Source organism: Streptomyces sp. NPDC088124, from assembly GCF_040685895.1.
In the GTDB taxonomy this organism is placed as follows: Bacteria; Actinomycetota; Actinomycetes; order Streptomycetales; family Streptomycetaceae; genus Streptomyces.
This window is the reverse complement of the sequence record NZ_JBFBJB010000055.1, coordinates 1-15,241: the sequence shown is the minus strand read 5'-3', so window position 1 is coordinate 15,241 and position 15,241 is coordinate 1. Positions and strand designations below refer to the sequence as shown.

At 69.3% G+C, this 15,241-nt stretch carries 13 protein-coding genes and 1 pseudogene; 5 read left to right on the top strand and 9 right to left on the bottom strand.

Annotation, left to right across the window (positions count from 1 at the left end; all coding sequences use genetic code 11):
* Window positions 1–49: 49 nt before the first annotated feature.
* Window positions 50–1,027 carry a UDP-glucose 4-epimerase GalE gene (gene galE / locus AB0P17_RS33655; RefSeq protein WP_365817013.1) on the bottom strand — a complete coding sequence of 326 codons (978 nt, stop codon included), beginning with the start codon at window positions 1,025–1,027 and terminating at the stop codon, window positions 50–52.
* Complete coding sequence (galT, locus tag AB0P17_RS33650) at window positions 1,024–2,067, bottom strand: galactose-1-phosphate uridylyltransferase (RefSeq protein ID WP_365817011.1); 1,044 nt, start codon at window positions 2,065–2,067, stop codon at window positions 1,024–1,026. Before galT ends, galE begins: the two co-directional genes overlap by 4 nt.
* A gap of 162 nt (window positions 2,068–2,229) precedes the next feature.
* On the opposite strand from galT, the gene AB0P17_RS33645 reads away from it, so the two are divergent.
* Complete coding sequence (locus tag AB0P17_RS33645) at window positions 2,230–2,667, top strand: hypothetical protein (RefSeq protein ID WP_365817009.1); 438 nt, start codon at window positions 2,230–2,232, stop codon at window positions 2,665–2,667.
* The gene (locus AB0P17_RS33640) at window positions 2,664–3,053 is read left to right on the top strand and encodes a hypothetical protein (protein ID WP_365817007.1); all 390 of its coding nucleotides are present in this window, start codon (window positions 2,664–2,666) and stop codon (window positions 3,051–3,053) included. Before AB0P17_RS33645 ends, AB0P17_RS33640 begins: the two co-directional genes overlap by 4 nt.
* Before the next feature lie 29 nt (window positions 3,054–3,082).
* Here AB0P17_RS33640 and AB0P17_RS33635 read toward each other — a convergent pair whose 3' ends face one another.
* The 4 genes from AB0P17_RS33635 to AB0P17_RS33620 all read right to left on the bottom strand — a co-directional run bounded on the left by AB0P17_RS33635 (window position 3,083) and on the right by AB0P17_RS33620 (window position 10,052).
* Window positions 3,083–3,799, bottom strand: coding sequence for a LuxR C-terminal-related transcriptional regulator (locus AB0P17_RS33635; protein WP_365817005.1), 717 nt, complete (start codon window positions 3,797–3,799; stop codon window positions 3,083–3,085).
* A 296-nt stretch (window positions 3,800–4,095) separates the two neighbouring features.
* Window positions 4,096–5,961 (bottom strand): PQQ-binding-like beta-propeller repeat protein, encoded by a 1,866-nt coding sequence (locus AB0P17_RS33630; protein WP_365817002.1) that lies wholly within the window; start codon window positions 5,959–5,961, stop codon window positions 4,096–4,098.
* A gap of 73 nt (window positions 5,962–6,034) precedes the next feature.
* Window positions 6,035–7,972 carry a PQQ-binding-like beta-propeller repeat protein gene (locus tag AB0P17_RS33625; protein WP_365817000.1) on the bottom strand — a complete coding sequence of 646 codons (1,938 nt, stop codon included), beginning with the start codon at window positions 7,970–7,972 and terminating at the stop codon, window positions 6,035–6,037.
* A 253-nt stretch (window positions 7,973–8,225) separates the two neighbouring features.
* The gene (locus AB0P17_RS33620; RefSeq protein ID WP_365816998.1) at window positions 8,226–10,052 is read right to left on the bottom strand and encodes an ABC-F family ATP-binding cassette domain-containing protein; all 1,827 of its coding nucleotides are present in this window, start codon (window positions 10,050–10,052) and stop codon (window positions 8,226–8,228) included.
* Window positions 10,053–10,276: 224 nt separating this feature from the next.
* Here AB0P17_RS33620 and AB0P17_RS33615 point away from each other — a divergent pair, with 224 nt between their 5' ends.
* The 3 genes from AB0P17_RS33615 to AB0P17_RS33605 all read left to right on the top strand — a co-directional run bounded on the left by AB0P17_RS33615 (window position 10,277) and on the right by AB0P17_RS33605 (window position 12,730).
* A complete protein-coding gene (locus tag AB0P17_RS33615; protein ID WP_365816996.1) occupies window positions 10,277–10,576 on the top strand; it encodes a hypothetical protein in 300 nt (99 codons plus the stop codon).
* Between the two features lie 10 nt (window positions 10,577–10,586).
* Complete coding sequence (locus AB0P17_RS33610; RefSeq protein ID WP_365816994.1) at window positions 10,587–12,182, top strand: alpha/beta hydrolase; 1,596 nt, start codon at window positions 10,587–10,589, stop codon at window positions 12,180–12,182.
* A gap of 119 nt (window positions 12,183–12,301) precedes the next feature.
* A complete protein-coding gene (locus AB0P17_RS33605; protein WP_365816992.1) occupies window positions 12,302–12,730 on the top strand; it encodes a hypothetical protein in 429 nt (142 codons plus the stop codon).
* 328 nt (window positions 12,731–13,058) lie between these two features.
* Here AB0P17_RS33605 and AB0P17_RS33600 read toward each other — a convergent pair whose 3' ends face one another.
* The 3 genes and pseudogenes from AB0P17_RS33600 to AB0P17_RS33590 all read right to left on the bottom strand — a co-directional run.
* Window positions 13,059–13,625, bottom strand: coding sequence for a hypothetical protein (locus AB0P17_RS33600; protein ID WP_365816990.1), 567 nt, complete (start codon window positions 13,623–13,625; stop codon window positions 13,059–13,061).
* Window positions 13,626–13,635: 10 nt separating this feature from the next.
* The gene (locus AB0P17_RS33595) at window positions 13,636–14,844 is read right to left on the bottom strand and encodes an AAA family ATPase (RefSeq protein ID WP_365816987.1); all 1,209 of its coding nucleotides are present in this window, start codon (window positions 14,842–14,844) and stop codon (window positions 13,636–13,638) included.
* Window positions 14,845–14,994: 150 nt separating this feature from the next.
* A pseudogene (locus AB0P17_RS33590) lies at window positions 14,995–15,241 on the bottom strand (hypothetical protein); the annotation flags it as partial.

Genomic DNA, 15,241 nt, shown 5'->3' with positions numbered 1-15,241 from the left:
ACCCTGGTTCTCCTTCGTTCGTGCGGGCTCGTGGCAGCCCTGGTGCTCGTCAGTGCTCGGGGCGCGCGAACGCCCACGCGTCCGCGACGATGCCCGCCAGGTCGGCGCGGCTCGGGGTCCAGCCCAGGCGGCGGTGCGCGGTCTCGGCGGAGGCGACGAGGACGGCCGGGTCGCCGTCCCGGCGCGCGGCCATGACCTCGGGGATCGGGTGGCCGGTGACCTTGCGTACGGTCTCGATGACCTCGCGGACCGAGAAGCCGTTGCCGTTGCCGAGGTTGCAGATCAGGTGCTCGCCCCCGGTGGCGGCGTCCAGCGCGAGCAGGTGCGCCTCGGCGAGGTCCGCGACGTGGATGTAGTCGCGTACGCAGGTGCCGTCCGGCGTCGGGTAGTCGTCGCCGTAGACGGAGATCGACGGGCGGGTGCCGAGGGCGACCTGGAGGACGAGCGGGATGAGGTGCGACTCGGGGTCGTGGCGCTCGCCCGCCGTCACGCCGGAGCGCGCGGCGTACGCGCCGGCGACGTTGAAGTAGCGCAGCGAGACCGCCGCGAGGCCGTGCGCGGCGCACTCGCCGCCGATCATGTGGTCGACGGCGAGCTTCGTGGCGCCGTACGGGCTGGTGGGGGCGGTCGGGTCGGTCTCCGTGATGGGCGTGGAGACGGGCTCGCCGTAGGTCGCGGCGGTGGAGGAGAAGACCAGCTTGCGCACGCCGGCGGAGCGCATGGCGGAGAGCAGCGCCATGGAGCCGCCGACGTTGTTCTCCCAGTACTTCTCGGGCTTGGCGACGGACTCGCCGACCTGCGAGGACGCGGCGAAGTGGAGCACGGCGTCGTACGAGGAATCGAGGTACTCGGCGGCGTCCTGGATACGGCCCTCGATGAACTCGGCGCCCTCCGGGACCCCGGCGCTGAAGCCGGTGGAGAGGTCGTCGAGCACCGTCACCGCGTGCCCCGCCTCCAGCAGATGTGCGGCGACCACGCTGCCGACATATCCCGCACCGCCCGTGACCAGGTACTTCTTCGCGCTCACTCGCTTGCTACCTCTCGCAGTCGCTCGGCCGCGGCCTCCGGCGGCACATCGTTGATGAACACACTCATGCCGGATTCGGAACCCGCGAGGAATTTCAGCTTGCCGGAAGTGCGGCGGATGGTGAAAAGCTCAAGGTGAAGCGCGAAATCGTCCCGTCCGGCGGCCCGGAAGGGGGCCTGGTGCCAGGCGGCGATGTAGGGCGTGGGCGGTTCACCTTCGCCGAAGATCCGGTCGAAGCGCCTCAAGAGTTCCAGATAGATCTGTGGGAATTCTGTGCGCGCCGCGTCGTCGAGCCCCCGCAGGTCGGGGACGCGCCGCTTGGGGTGGAGGTGGATCTCGTACGGCCAGTGCGCGGCGTACGGCACGAACGCGACCCAGTGCTCGCCGTCGAGCACGATCCTGGACCCGTCCGCGACCTCCTTCGCCACGAGGTCGTCGAAGAGGTTGCGGCCCGTCGCCTCGCGGTGCGCGGCCACGGAGCGGAGCATCAGCGCGGAGCGCGGGGTGACGAAGGGGTACGCGTAGATCTGCCCGTGCGGATGAGCGAGCGTCACGCCGATCTCGGCGCCGCGGTTCTCGAACGCGAAGACCTGCTCGACCTGGGGGAGTTCGGCCAGCTCGGCGGTGCGGTCGGTCCAGGCCTCAAGGACGAGGGCGGCCTGTTCGTCGCCGAGGTCGGCGAAGGACGCGTCGTGGTCGGAGGTGAAACAGACAACCTCGCACCGCCCGGAGTCCCCGGCGAGGGACGGGAAGCGGTTCTCGAAGACGGCGACGTCGTACTCCGGCTCGGGGATCTCGCTGAGCCGCCCGTCCCGGGACGGGCAGAGGGGGCACTCGTCGGCGGGCGGGTGGTACGTACGGGCCTGCCGGTGCGAGGCGATGGCGACGGAGTCGCCGAGGAGGGGGTCGTGGCGTATCTCGGAGGTGGTGGCGACGGGGCCGAGCGGACGGCGGTCGGGGGCGTCGCGGACGGCGTCGTCCCGGGAGTCGTAATAGACGATCTCGCGCCCGTCGGCGAGTCGGGTCGACGTCTTCTTCACTACGGGACTCCCTCGCGCTCCAATCAAACAAAAGCAAACACAATAAATCACAAATCGACAGTCGAGGTCAAGAGGGAAGGGCCTTGAGATCAGGAGAGGAGAGTTCGGATCGGAAATGAAGAACGGACGCGACGGGGCGTATACGCGCCGTATCCTGGCCGCGTGAAAGACGCAAAAGACGTGATGATCCGTGTCCCCGATACCGTCCGCGACCGCCTCGCCGTACTGGCCGAGGCCCGCTCGATCTCCATCAGGGCCCTGCTCCAGGAGTTCGCGGAGTCCACGCTGACGCCCGAGGAACGGGAGGAGAGGGCAGCGCAGGCGAGGCAGTACCTCTCCGAACACTTCGGGGTGCTGGTCAGCGACGCCGACGAGACCGCGATGCAGCGGAAGATCGACGCGGCCTTCCACCGCGCGTACGCCGGCGGAACGGCGGAGGCCACCGAGCCCGCCGGAGCGGCCGGGACCAACGGCGGGGCCGGAGCAGCCGACACCGACGGCGGGGCCGGAACCGCCGGCGCCGACGGCGGGGCCGGAACCGCCGACGCCGACGGCGGGGCCGGAACCGCCGGAACGAACGAGATCCAGGACGCCGCGTGAGCCTTCAGCACCTCATCCTCGACGATCCGACCCTGCTGGCCCTGGGCGGCGGGAACAGGCCCGCCTCGACCCTCGTCATGCGCGGTTACCGCGACCCCGATGTGCGCCTCCTCGTACCCACGCTCTGCCTCCTCGAAGCCGATCGCAAACGGGAGGGAGTCGGGGTCCACGCCGGCTCTCTGGACGCGTTACACACCGTCGACCTGGACTTCCCCGGAAGTCTCCAGGTCGCCGAACTGGCCCGGACAGGCGTGCCGATCGGGATCGCGCACGCCACGGTCACGGCCACGCCGACAGCCGACCGGCCGGCCGGCGCGATCGTCGCGACGGTCGCGCCCGAGAACTACGAGGGCCTGCGCGTCGCCGTCCTGGACCTCAACAAGTAGCCCGCCGGGCATACTTCCGGGCCCGGCCCTCACCCGGTCGGGCCCGGGTCCGGGTCTGTCGGCGTCCGGGGGCGCGTCGTCAGTACGGCGGCGCGGTCCAAGAGGCCCGTGCGGGCCGCCAGGGCCGCGGCCTCCAGCCGGGAGCCGACGCCCAGTTTCATCAGGACCCGCTGCACATGCGTCCTGGCCGTGCTCGGCGCTATGCCCATGCCCGCCGCGATCAGCCGGGTGTCCTCGCCCTCCGCGACCCGGACGAGGACCTCGATCTCGCGCGGGGTGAGTATCCGCAGCAGCCGCTGGCCCTCGTCGTCCGGCTGGGCCGCCGGGTTGAGCAGTTCCGTGAACGCGCCCTGGAGGAGCTGCGGCGCGACCGCCGCCTCCCCCGCCCGCGCCTTGACCATGGCCCGCTCGACGCCCTCGATGCGCTCGTCGTGCCGTACGTAGCCCGACGCGCCGGCCGCGAACGCCGCCGCGATGCCGCGCGGGCTGGGCACCGGGCCCAGCACCACGACCGCCACCTGCGGGCGCTCCCGCTTGATCCGTACGATCGGGTCGAACGCGCCCGGCTCCGCCGGTGCCGCCGTACCCATCAGGCACACCTCCGGCGCCCTGCTCACCACCAGCTCCGCCACGCCCGCGGTCGGCGCCGCCGCCGCGAGCACCCGGTGCCCGCGCAGTTTCAGTGCGGAGGCGAGCGCCTCGGCAAGCAATCTGTGATCGTCGACCACCATGAGCCGCACGCCCATCGAGCAACCCCCATCCCCGCTGGTCCCTGGCCCCCCGGCCTCTGACCCGGCAAGCTACACGCTTGTTCGACATCGCGCGCCCCTTACCGGTCAGAAGCCCCCCGGATCAGCGAAATTCGTCCTGTTCAGGGCAAGTTGACCGCACATTCAGCCGTTCCGGGGACGCGAAAGGATCACTCTCTGATCATGCGTGAGCGGCCCCGCCGTCCTCCGGCGGGGCCGCTCATCATGTCGTACGACGCGGGTCGTGAGCGCCGGGTCGGCGCATCCCGTCAGTGCGTCCGTCAGTGCGTCCTTCAGTGCACCGAGAACATCACCGCGAGGTATTCCTTCCGGTCGCTCGCGGTCGACGGCTTGCTCAGCATGACGTCCGAGATGAACAGTCGGCCGTCGCCGTAGAGGACCTCCGAGTAGTCCTCGCTGAAGCCGGTCTCCGCGTCACGGACCGACTCGTCGGACGGGTTCTTCATCAGCACCGTCTGCTTGAAGCTGCCGCCGTCGATGGAGACGATCTCACCGCCCTTGTCGTACGGGGGCCGCTTGTAGGCGATGATGTTGTTGCCGTCCATGCGCAGCGGGGAGATCGTGTACGTACCGCCCGCGTCGGCCCGGTCCGAGGTGGTCTTCCCGGTGGCGAGGTCGTACGAGATGATCTCGTTCGTGTCGCCGTAGTCCTCGCCCGGCGCGTCGTGCTCCTCGGTCGGCAGGTAGAGCCGGTCGTTGCCGACCGCGAGGTGCTGGCACTTCTCGACCTCGGTGGCGCCGCACTCCGCCGCCATGTTCCCCGCCGGGAACTTGGCGCGCAGCTTGCCGGTCTTCTCGTCGATCGAGAAGAAGTCCGAAATGCTGCTGCCGCCACTCGCGGTGTCACCGACGTCGGCCGCGACGACGAGCGGCTTGGTGGAGATGATCCCCGCGTAGCTGACCCCGGCGGGCATCTTGAACGTCGAGATCACGGCACCCGTGAGCGGGTTCACGTTCTGGATCGAGACCTGCGGGTCGTCGTACGAACCGCACTTGCGGGCCGCGACCAGCCCCTCGCCCCCGCCGTACCCCATGTCGTAGCAGCCCTCGGCGCTCACCTCGGGCTTCCAGCGAATTTTGCCGTCGGCGACGGCGAACGCCGCGCCACCGTCCGTGCCGCCCGCCGCGACGGTGTCTCCGCTGAGGGTGACCTCGCTGAAACGCACCTTGTCGTCACCGGAGTTGGACCCCTGGACGGACTTGCTCCAGACCAGCTTGCCCGCCGCCAGGTCGATCACGCCGACCTCGGTGCACTGCTGGTAGTCCTTGCTGCTGGTGCGCTTGGCGGGCTCGAACGCGATCGCGGTCAGCTTCTCGTCCGTGACGTGCTTGGTCGCCGCGCAGACCTGGCCGGCCAGCGGGATCGTCCAGAGCTGGGTGCCCTTGTCGCGGTCGTACCCGACGATCTGGTTGAGGCCCGTCTTCACATAGGCGGTGTCGGTGAGCCAGGAGCCGGTGACATCGGTGATGTCGGTGACCTTGGGCAGCGGGATCTGGTAGCCGACCGTGGACTTGGTGTTGGACGACGCCTTCTCCGAGCCGCCGCCCTCGACACCCTTGCCGCCGCCGGTGCCGCCCTCGGTGGCGCCGGACGAGCCGCCCTTGGCGTCGTTGTCGGAGTCACCGCCGGAGGACGCGAACCAGATGCCGCCGCCGATGATCAGCACGACGGCGACGGCCGCGGCAACGATGATCTGCAGCTGCCGGTTCGGCTTCTTGCCGCCCCCGGGCGCGGCGGGGCCGCCGGGCCCACCGGGCATGCCGGGGGCACCGTACGGACCTTGCTGAGCGTACGGACCCTGCTGGGCGTAGGGGCCCTGCTGCCCGTACGGAGCCTGCTGCCCGTACGGAGCCTGCTGGGCGTACGGGCCTTGCGGCTGCCCCGGCTGCCCGGGCTGGCCCGGCTGGCCCGGGTAGCCGTACCCCTGCGGGGGCGGGGGCGTCTGGGGCGGCGTCTGCGGATACCCGTACGCCGGATCCTGCGGCGGCGGCGGCGCGCCGAAGCCACCGGGCGGCGGGTCCTGCGGGGCGCCGAACCCGCCCGCGGGCGGTTCCTGCGGGGCGCCGAATCCGCCCTGCGGGGGCTGACCCGGCGGGGTCGGGGGCTGGTTGGGCGGCGGTGGAGGTGGCTGCGTCATGGCGTACGTACCTCGGGAAAGTCAGAAGGGAGAGGAGTGAGGAGGGCCCGCGAACGGGGCTCGACGCGTGACGTCAGTCGTCGAAGGCCATCATGGTCTTCGTCTGCAGTTCCTCTTCGTCGTTGCTCGCGCTGACCCGGCCGCTGGCCAGATAGAACCGGCCGTCCGCGTAGAGGTACTTCGCCGAGTAGAAGGAGCTCTCGATCTGGGACGTCGACGCCGGGTGCTGCTGGATCGTCTTCGGGTCGCCACCGGTCGGCTCGATCGTCGCGACCATTCCGCCCTTGTCGTACCGGGCGTCCATGTAGAGGAGGACCTTGCCGCCCTCCATCCGCAGCGGCGTCATCGTCCGGCCCTCGGGCGCCTTGGAGCGCCACTTGGGCTTTCCGGTGTCCAGGCTGAAGGCGATGACCTCGTTGGTACGCGAGGTGGAGTCCGACTCGGGCGCGGTCGCGATGTAGAAGTTGTTCGCGTCCGCGGCGACCCCGACGCAGCCCTCCAGGTTCTGACCGAAGACGATGAAGCCGCCGCCGCAGTTGGGCTGGAACTTGTCCTTGCCGCCGTCGAGCTGTGAACGCAGGGAGCCGTTCGCATTGAGCCCGAGGATGCTCCAGGTCTTCTCGTCGCTGTTCTCCACCGAGATGACCAGCGGGTTGATGGAGTAGACCTTCTGGAGGTCCCAGCCCTTCTTGAGCCGGTACGACCACTTGGCCTTGCCGGTGGTCGGGTCCAGCTCCGAGACCCGCTTGTCCTCCAGGCCGCAGTCCATGCCGGCGATCAGCTTGGCGCCGCCGGCGAACGACTCGGGCTGGCAGTCGCCGTCCTGCTTGCCGAAGAGCTCCTTGCCGTCGCTGACGCGGTAGCCGTCGGAGTTGCTGGAGCGGCCGACGGCGACGGTGTCCCCACTGATCGCCAGCGTCAGTTCACTGACGAAGTCCCAGGTCCCGTGCTGGGCGACCGTCTTCTTCCAGCCGGCCTTGCCGGTGGTGAGGTCGATCATCTGGAGCTGTGTGCACTTCGCCTTCTCGGTGTTCGAGTCCTCGAAAGCGATGACGATCTTGCCGTCGTCCGTCGCCGAGTGGGGCGCGGCGCACACGGGGGCGCTGGTCGGGATCGTCCACTTCTTCTTGCCGTCGCTCGCGGAGTAGCCGACGACCGACTTGTACATGGCCTTGACGACGGTGTCGCCGACGAGCCACGGGCCGTACACGTCGGAGCCGTTCTTCGGGAGGTCCACATCGTTGGTCTGGAGCCAGGCGATCTTGGACTCGCCGTCCTTGCGACCGGCGTTGAGGTCGTCGTTCGCCTCCCGGCCGCTGCCGCTGCCGTCGCCCGTGTCGACGTCGTCGTCGGAGCCCGAGCCGGAGGAGCCGTCGGTCTTCGCGTCCTCGCTCTTGTTCGCGACCGGGTTCTTCCCCTGGCCGCCGTCGTCGCCGCTGAGGGCGAACCACGTACCGCCGCCGACCACCAGGAGCCCGGCCACGGCCGCCGCGACGATGACTCCGGGCTTCCCCTTGAGGAAGTTCTTGCCACCGGGGCCGCCGGGACCACCGGGGTTGCCGCCGTAGGGCGCGGTGGGCGCGCCGGGCTGGGAGGGATAGCCGTATCCGGGCTGTGGGTTGTACGGGCCCGGCTGCTGACCGTACGGACCCGGCTGCTGCTGGTACGGCCCCGGCGCCTGGTTGTACGGTCCCGGCTGCTGGTACGGGCCCGGCGCCTGGCCGGGTGCCTGCGGGTAGCCGTATCCGGGCTGACCGCCGGGCGGCGTCTGCGGGTATCCGTATCCGGGCCCCGCGGCGGGCGCGGGCGGCGCCTGGGGCGGCTGCGCGGGCGCCTGCGGCGGCTGGGCCGGCATCTGCGGCGGCTGCGCGGGCGGCGTCGGCGGCTGGGCCGGCGGCTGCGCTCCCCCGTACGGCGAACCCTGTGGCGGCCCCTGAGGCGGACCCTGTGGTGGATCCTGCGGAGCTCCGAAGCCCCCCTGCGGCGGTTGCTGGCTGGGTGGCTGGGTCATCAGCGCTTTCCCCCTGTTTTGCTGCGGATCACGACCCGGTCGGACTCCCCCGCGATCCCGGCGGCCGGACAGAACGGTCGGCCGGAATGGAGCGATTCGGGCATGGGTTCCGCATCGTCACATCAGTCGAGCGGGGCTTCTTTCTATCACTCGGACGGACGTACGGGACGGGCCGGTCCGCCCCTGTTCCCAAGGGAGGACCGGCCCGTGACGCGCTCGTTATGCGCTCTGCACACCGTCTCTACGCATCCTGCTAGGCGTCCTCCGCCAGCTCCAGCCAGCGCATTTCCAACTCGTCGCGCTCGGCCTTGAGTTCACGGAGCTGCGCGTCCAGTTTCGCCACCTTCTCGAAATCTGTGGCGTTATCGGCGATCTGCTGGTGGAGGGTCTTCTCCTGGCCGTCCATCTTGGCGACCTGCCGCTCGATCTTCTGGAGCTCCTTCTTCGCGGCACGGTTGTCCTTGGCCGAAACCGCCCCACCGTCGGCCGCCCCGGCCGTCGCGGCAGCCGCGGAGTTGGACGCGGACGCCGGGACAGCGGACTCGACGAGCCTGCGGCGGCGCTCCAGGTACTCGTCGATCCCGCGCGGCAGCATCCGCAGGGAGCGGTCCCCGAGGAGCGCCATCACCTTGTCGGTGGTCCGCTCGATGAAGAACCGGTCGTGCGAGATGACGACCATGGAGCCGGGCCAGCCGTCGAGCAGGTCCTCCAGCTGGTTGAGCGTCTCGATGTCGAGGTCGTTGGTGGGCTCGTCGAGGAAGAGGACGTTCGGCTCGTCCATCAGCAGCCGCAGCAGCTGGAGCCGGCGCCGCTCACCGCCGGAGAGGTCACCGACCGGCGTCCACTGCTTCTCCTTCGTGAAGCCGAACTGCTCGCAGAGCTGGCCCGCGGTCATCTCCCGGCCCTTGCCGAGGTCGACCCGGTCCCGTACCTGCTGGACCGCTTCGAGCACCCGCAGGGTCGGCTTCAGCTCGGTGACCTCCTGCGAGAGGTACGCGAGCTTCACCGTCCGCCCGACGACGACCTTCCCCGCCTCCGGCTGTACGTCACCCTGGCTGCGCGCGGCCTCGGCGAGGGCGCGCAGCAGCGAGGTCTTGCCCGCGCCGTTGACGCCGACCAGGCCGATCCGGTCGCCGGGGCCGAGCTGCCACGTGAGGTGGGCGAGCAGCACCTTGGGGCCGGCCTGGACGGTGACGTCCTCCAGGTCGAAGACGGTCCTGCCGAGCCGGGCGTTGGCGAACTTCATCAGCTCGGAGGTGTCGCGCGGCGGCGGCACGTCGGCGATCAGCTCGTTGGCCGCCTCGATCCGGAAGCGCGGCTTGGACGTACGGGCGGGGGCGCCGCGCCGCAGCCAGGCCAGCTCCTTGCGGACGAGGTTCTTACGCTTGACTTCCTCGGTCGCCGCGATGCGCTCGCGCTCGGCGCGGGCGAAGACGTAGTCGGAGTAGCCGCCCTCGTACTCGTGGACGGCGCCGCGCTGGACGTCCCACATCTTGGTGCAGACCTGGTCGAGGAACCACCGGTCGTGGGTGACGCAGACAAGCGCGGAGCGGCGGGCGCGCAGATGCTCGGCGAGCCAGGCGATGCCCTCGACGTCGAGGTGGTTGGTGGGCTCGTCGAGCACGATCAGCTCCGGCTCGCCGATCAGCAGCTTGGCGAGCGCGATCCGCCGCCGCTCACCGCCGGAGAGCGGCGCGATGACGGTGTCGAGCCCCTGCGGGAAGCCGGGCAGGTCGAGCCCGCCGAAGAGCCCGGTGAGCACATCGCGGATCTTGGCGTTCCCGGCCCACTCGTGGTCGGCGAGATCACCGATGACCTCGTGCCGGACGGTGGCGGTGGGGTCGAGGGAGTCGTGCTGCGTCAGCACACCGAGCCGCAGCCCACCACTGTGGGTGACCCGCCCCGTATCGGTCTCCTCCAGCTTGGCGAGCATCCGGATGAGGGTGGTCTTGCCGTCCCCGTTCCGCCCGACGACGCCGATCCGGTCCCCCTCGGAGACGCCGAGAGAGACACCGTCGAGCAGCGCACGGGTGCCGTACACCTTGGTGACTGCCTCGACATTGACCAGATTGACCGCCATCAACGCTCCTGTACGGGGGAAACTCGACCGGTGGTCGACCGACCCGCCGGAGGGCGGGTCGACGTCCCAGCGTAATCGCCCCGCGCGCTACGGCCGTCTGCGGTGGCTCACAGCCCCCGCTCCCCCTCTCTTGTCCACGTCTTTCCCGGCTCAGGGGAGGGCTCTCCTGAATATGATCACGCGTAAGCACACAGTTACTTGACGACATCGGAGAGTGAGAACGCGTGGTCTACGACCTCAACATTTCCGCGGGCGAGTTGAGAGCCTCGGCCGGGGCGGCGGACACCCTGGTGACGGATCTCCGGCCGGTCCTGAAGAAGGCGGTGGACGACTTGACCGCCGCTTCGTCCTCCTTACGCCACTGGACCGCCGGCCCGCGAATGGCGGAGACCGGCGAGGGCTGGGGCGGCGCACTCGGCGCGCTGCGCGACAACCTCACCGAGCACGCGCGGGGGCTGCGGCTGCTGGCGAACGGCCGCGACATCATGGAGCAGGAAGTTCTCAGCTCCTTCAAGGGCTGGTGAGGCGGGCGCGATGCCGGAGAACTTCAGGCGGCTGTTCACGCAGGACTTGTCGGATCTGGAAGCGGCGGTCTCCTCCTGGCAGAAGCTCGCCGAGGCGCTGGGAAGGACCCGGACCAACAGCGGCAAGCGGGTAACGGGACCACTCCACAGAGCGAACTGGACCGGGCTCGGCGCCACCTACGGCTTCGGCGCGATGGAAGCAACGGAGACCAAGCTGGGCACAGCGCAGCTCGATGCCCAGCTGATCACCACCACCCTGGACACCCTCCGGACCAAGATGGAGGCGGCTCAACGCACACTGCGCAACGCGGTGACCGACGCGGAGGCGGCGGGGCACACGGTCCGGGACGACGGCTGGGTGGAACCGAGGCAGGCCCTCGACCCCGCGTACCGCAACGACCCCGACTACGCGGGCCTCCAGCAGCAGGCCAACACCGGGCTCGGCGGCTTCCGTTCCCGTATCGAGGAGGCCCTCACCGAAGCCGAGACCGCCAGCTACGAGGCGGCCGAACTCCTGCACCGGATCGACCCGTTCGACCTGGACAAGCGGTACGGCGGCGCACAGGCCCAGGAGGACGCCGCGCGGGTCGCCGAGTTCGCCGGGATCGACCGGAAGGACTTCCCGGACGGCAAGGACCCGGCACAGGCGGCGAAGTGGTGGGCCGGCCTGGGCGAGGACGACCAGCACCTCTACCTGGCCGCGCTCCCGGAACAGCTCGGCGCGCTGGACGGCCTCCCCGCGACCACCCGGGACCAGGCCAACCGGACGGTGCTGGATATGCGGCTCAATGACTACGCGCTGCGGGAGGGAGACCTGGGCTACCAGGAGAGGAGCCACTTCCGGTCCTTGAGCAGCCTCAAGGACAGCCTGGAGAAGATGGATACCGGCCGTGCCCACAAGCGGCAGTATCTGCTCGGCCTGAGTACGCAGGGGGACGGGCGCGCGATCGTGGCGATCGGTAACCCGGACACGGCCAAGCACACGGCCGTCCAGGTTCCCGGTACGGACAACCAACTGGACAACTTCGGAGGTCAGATCAACCGCATCAACAAGTTGCAGGATGTGGCCAGCTCACGAACCGGAGAAGGCGGAAAGGACGTCTCGGTCATCGCCTGGCTCGGTTACGACGCTCCCGAGTTGAACAACAGCGTCGCTTCCAAGGACCGGGCACAGGTCGGGGGCGGAGATCTGCGCGGCTTCACACACGGTCTCCGCGCCGCCCATGAGGGTGAACCCACCCATCTGACTGTCCTCGCGCACAGTTACGGCTCCACGACCGCAGGGGCAGCGGACGCCGGGGGCCAAGGGCTGGACGCGGACGACATGGTGATGCTCGGCAGTCCCGGGCTGACCGTCGACCGGGCCGATCAGCTCCAGATCGACCCCGAGCACCTGTGGGTGGGCGCCGCCGACAATGACCCGATCTCCAACGTGGCCTCGGGCCTCACATTGGGCGCCGACCCGAAGGAGTCGGAGTTCGGCGCCCAGAGAATGTACGTGGACACCAGCGGGCACAGCGGCTACTGGGACGACGGCAGTCAGAGCCTGGAGAACCAGGGACGCATCATCGCCGGTAAGACGCCGAAAGACGGAGGACCGGGCTGATGGCCCTCAAGCACTCCCCTTCCTCATCCGTACTGCGCCGGGGCACTACGGCCCTGGTTCTCGCCCTGCTCCTGGGAGGCTGCATGTCCAACAGTGCGATCAACGATCCTCTGCCCCGTATGAGCAAGGAGAAGGCCGAGGAGTGGGCACGGCACTGGGCCGAATCCATGGCGCGCACCGCACAGGCCGAGATCGAGCCCGAGACCGACCCCGATCTGCCCGCCGCGAAGTTCACCGACTGCGTAGGCAAGAACAACGAGGTCGCCGACGATGGCCGGTTCACACTGCGCTACAGCGTGCGGGCCAAGCTGCCCAGGGAACGGCAGGCTGCGGCCATCCGCACGATCAGAGACACGCTAAAAGACAAGGGCTTCGAGATCCAGGGCTACCGGTCCGATCCGAGCAAGGACCCTATCAACCTGGTAGACGCCAAACATCCGAAGGACCACCAGTTTGTCTCCGTCGAAGACCTCGATGCGCAAAGCATCGTGCTGATCGCCGTCACCCCCTGCCTCCTCCCGCCCGGTGTCAAACAGCAAGAACTCTGAGCTGAGACCACCACGCCGGCCCCCCTTCAGCGCACAAGGTTCCAACCGGTGGCCCGGCAGTGGCGGCACGGGATGATCGCGGCTTGCCCCCGGCGCAGGGAGCGCAGCAGGCGGCGACCGTCGCAGTTCCCGCAGAGGGCGATTCGCGGACTTCCGGACCGTAGCGCGGGCGCGGGGCGGCGCTTTTGCGCGTGCAGCTTGGCGAGGGCGGCGAGCTGGCGCCGTTCCCACGGGGTGGCGGGGCGTACGGAGGTCCGGGGTGGCCAGCGCTTGATCGTCTGACGGGGCCCTCCCGCACCTCGGTGTGGGAGGGCCCCGGACAGTCGCCTCAGAGAAAGCGTAATTCCCGCATCGCTGTGGCCAATTCGCTGAACCAGCGACGGTATGCGGGGAGTTTCAGCAGCTTTTCGAGGGCTACCGTCTGCCCCAACCGATCGAAGCTGCTTTCGACATCCCTGCGGCCCCCCAACGCCGCTTTCAACGCGGCCTTCGGATCCGCGATCTTCTCCACATCGTGGGGAACCTCCCACGCGGAGTCGCTGCCGGGTGACGCCCTCCGCAGCGCATCGGTATCCGCCAGCATCCACGCCTCGGTCTCGCGTACGGGAACCAGACCCACGATGCGGGAGGCGTCGGCCGCGAAGTGTTCCCTGATGGCATCGACCTTGGCACGCTCGTTGTGATCGTGGTGAATCATCACTACGTCGAAGTACTGAAGAAGGTCGGCCACTTCGCGTACCACCGCGACCCGTGGTGCCACCGTGAAGCATTCACCGGTGACGACGCCTGAGTAGTCGAAACCGACCGCGGGTCGCTGCGCCAACGCGGCGATCTGCCGGTCGATGAGCGGACCGAGAAACCATTGGTCGCTGGCGCCCTCGGTGAGCAGGGCCAAACTGAAATATCTACGCCCCACGCGTGAACCGCCCCACTGGATCGAGGTATTTGCGCACCTCAAGGGGTGTCACGAAGGTCCCCCGTTCGCCACTGGTGGCGACCTTCCTGGCCCGGGTCAGACGACGGGGCGGCAGCCCGTCACCGAAGCGGGTCACCGAGTCGAGGAAGACGACCGACTCCGGTACCTCCTCCAAGGCGGCGGCGAGGGCAACAGGAGAGTGCGAGGTGACCAAGGTCTGCCGGCCATTGCCCGACGCGAGAGTCGAGAGGTCGCTCGTCCTTCCCCTCAGCCTGGACAGCAACTGCGGGACCCTGCCCGGATGGAGGCCGTTCTCCGGCTCCTCGAACATGAGAATCCCCTCGTGAGCGGGGTCGTGGGCCGCCACCAGCAGTGCCAGCACGCGCAACGTGCCCGCCGATGCGGTGCTCGGGCTGACGCGGTGCTCGTGCAGGTGCTGGATCCAGACATCCCACTGATCCCATGAGGTGTTGGCCTCGACGGTGATGTCGACGAGATCGGGAAGCAGCGCCACCGCATCCGCTGTGAAGTCGTACCAGCGCTCGGGATCGCGGGAGATCCGTCCCAGAACGGCGCCCAGGTTCTTGCCGTCCTCCGCGAGAGGAGCGGTGTCGTACGTGGAGGAGACGACACGCATCGCCTTGGGGGAGGGCTCGATGATCCGCCAGTTCTTGGTGGCTTCGGCCAACTCATCGCCGTAGAAGCTCTCCCGCACCGGCGTTTCACTTCTGTGAAACTTTCCATTGTCCGTATACCGCACTGCGGGAGACAGGGAGGACACCGTGCGGAAGTAGCGTTCATCGACATCGGGGTGGCAGTCATGGTGCTCGTGGACGTTGGAGACCTCGACAAGCACCCGCAACGGGTCGGGCGGGTCCGCGTACCCCACGGTGGCTTCGACTCTGAGATGGCAGTAGCCGACTTGGCCGTCCACGATGACATCGGCCGCGATCCGCATGGCCTCCGCCGGATCGCCCTTCGGGCCTCGCCGGAACAGCTCCTTCGGGCCGCCTCTGCGTGCGTGATCGACCAGTGTCTGTCCGGTCGGCTCCCGGATCAGGTGCGCCAGCAGATCGACGGCCTCCAGCAGGTTCGACTTGCCGGAGGCGTTGGCCCCCATCAGAACGGTGAACGGTGCCAGATCCAGGGTGAAACCGTCGAAGGACTTGTACCCGTCGATGTCGATCCGGGTGATCACCTCGGGACCTCCTCTCCGCTCTCTCTCATGTGCACTGCGCCACCGTATCCACTTTCGGTCCCCCTCAGTCCGCAGGCGTGTCAGCGGCGCCGACGCGCGGTTCCGGCCGCGCATAACGGCTGTCGGAACACGGCAGCCCGCGGGAGCCGGTCACTCCGGCGCGGGCTCGGTGGCCCTGGGTGTGGCGGGTGCGTCGGCCTCTCGTACGGTCAGGGGCTCGCGGGAGCGGACCCGTAGCGGCGGGCCCTCGTCCAGTTCGATGACGACGTGGAGTGTGCCGTCCGGGTCCAAGTCGCCGCGTGCGCCGAGCGCCGTGCGCCAGCAGCCCCACACCCGTACGCACTGCCCCGGTCGGACCATCGCCGCCGGGACCTCCACTGGAGGTGCGGGGGCCGGT

Excerpts from the sequence above, each read along its gene's own strand:
- AB0P17_RS33630 (WP_365817002.1), bottom strand. The coding sequence starts at position 5,961 with ATGACGCAGCCACCTCCACCGCCGCCCAACCAGCCCCCGACCCCGCCG.
- AB0P17_RS33625 (WP_365817000.1), bottom strand. The coding sequence starts at position 7,972 with ATGACCCAGCCACCCAGCCAGCAACCGCCGCAGGGGGGCTTCGGAGCT.
- AB0P17_RS33635 (WP_365817005.1), bottom strand. The coding sequence starts at position 3,799 with ATGGGCGTGCGGCTCATGGTGGTCGACGATCACAGATTGCTTGCCGAG.
- AB0P17_RS33620 (WP_365816998.1), bottom strand. The coding sequence starts at position 10,052 with ATGGCGGTCAATCTGGTCAATGTCGAGGCAGTCACCAAGGTGTACGGC.
- AB0P17_RS33610 (WP_365816994.1), top strand. The coding sequence starts at position 10,587 with ATGCCGGAGAACTTCAGGCGGCTGTTCACGCAGGACTTGTCGGATCTG.
- AB0P17_RS33605 (WP_365816992.1), top strand. The coding sequence starts at position 12,302 with ATGAGCAAGGAGAAGGCCGAGGAGTGGGCACGGCACTGGGCCGAATCC.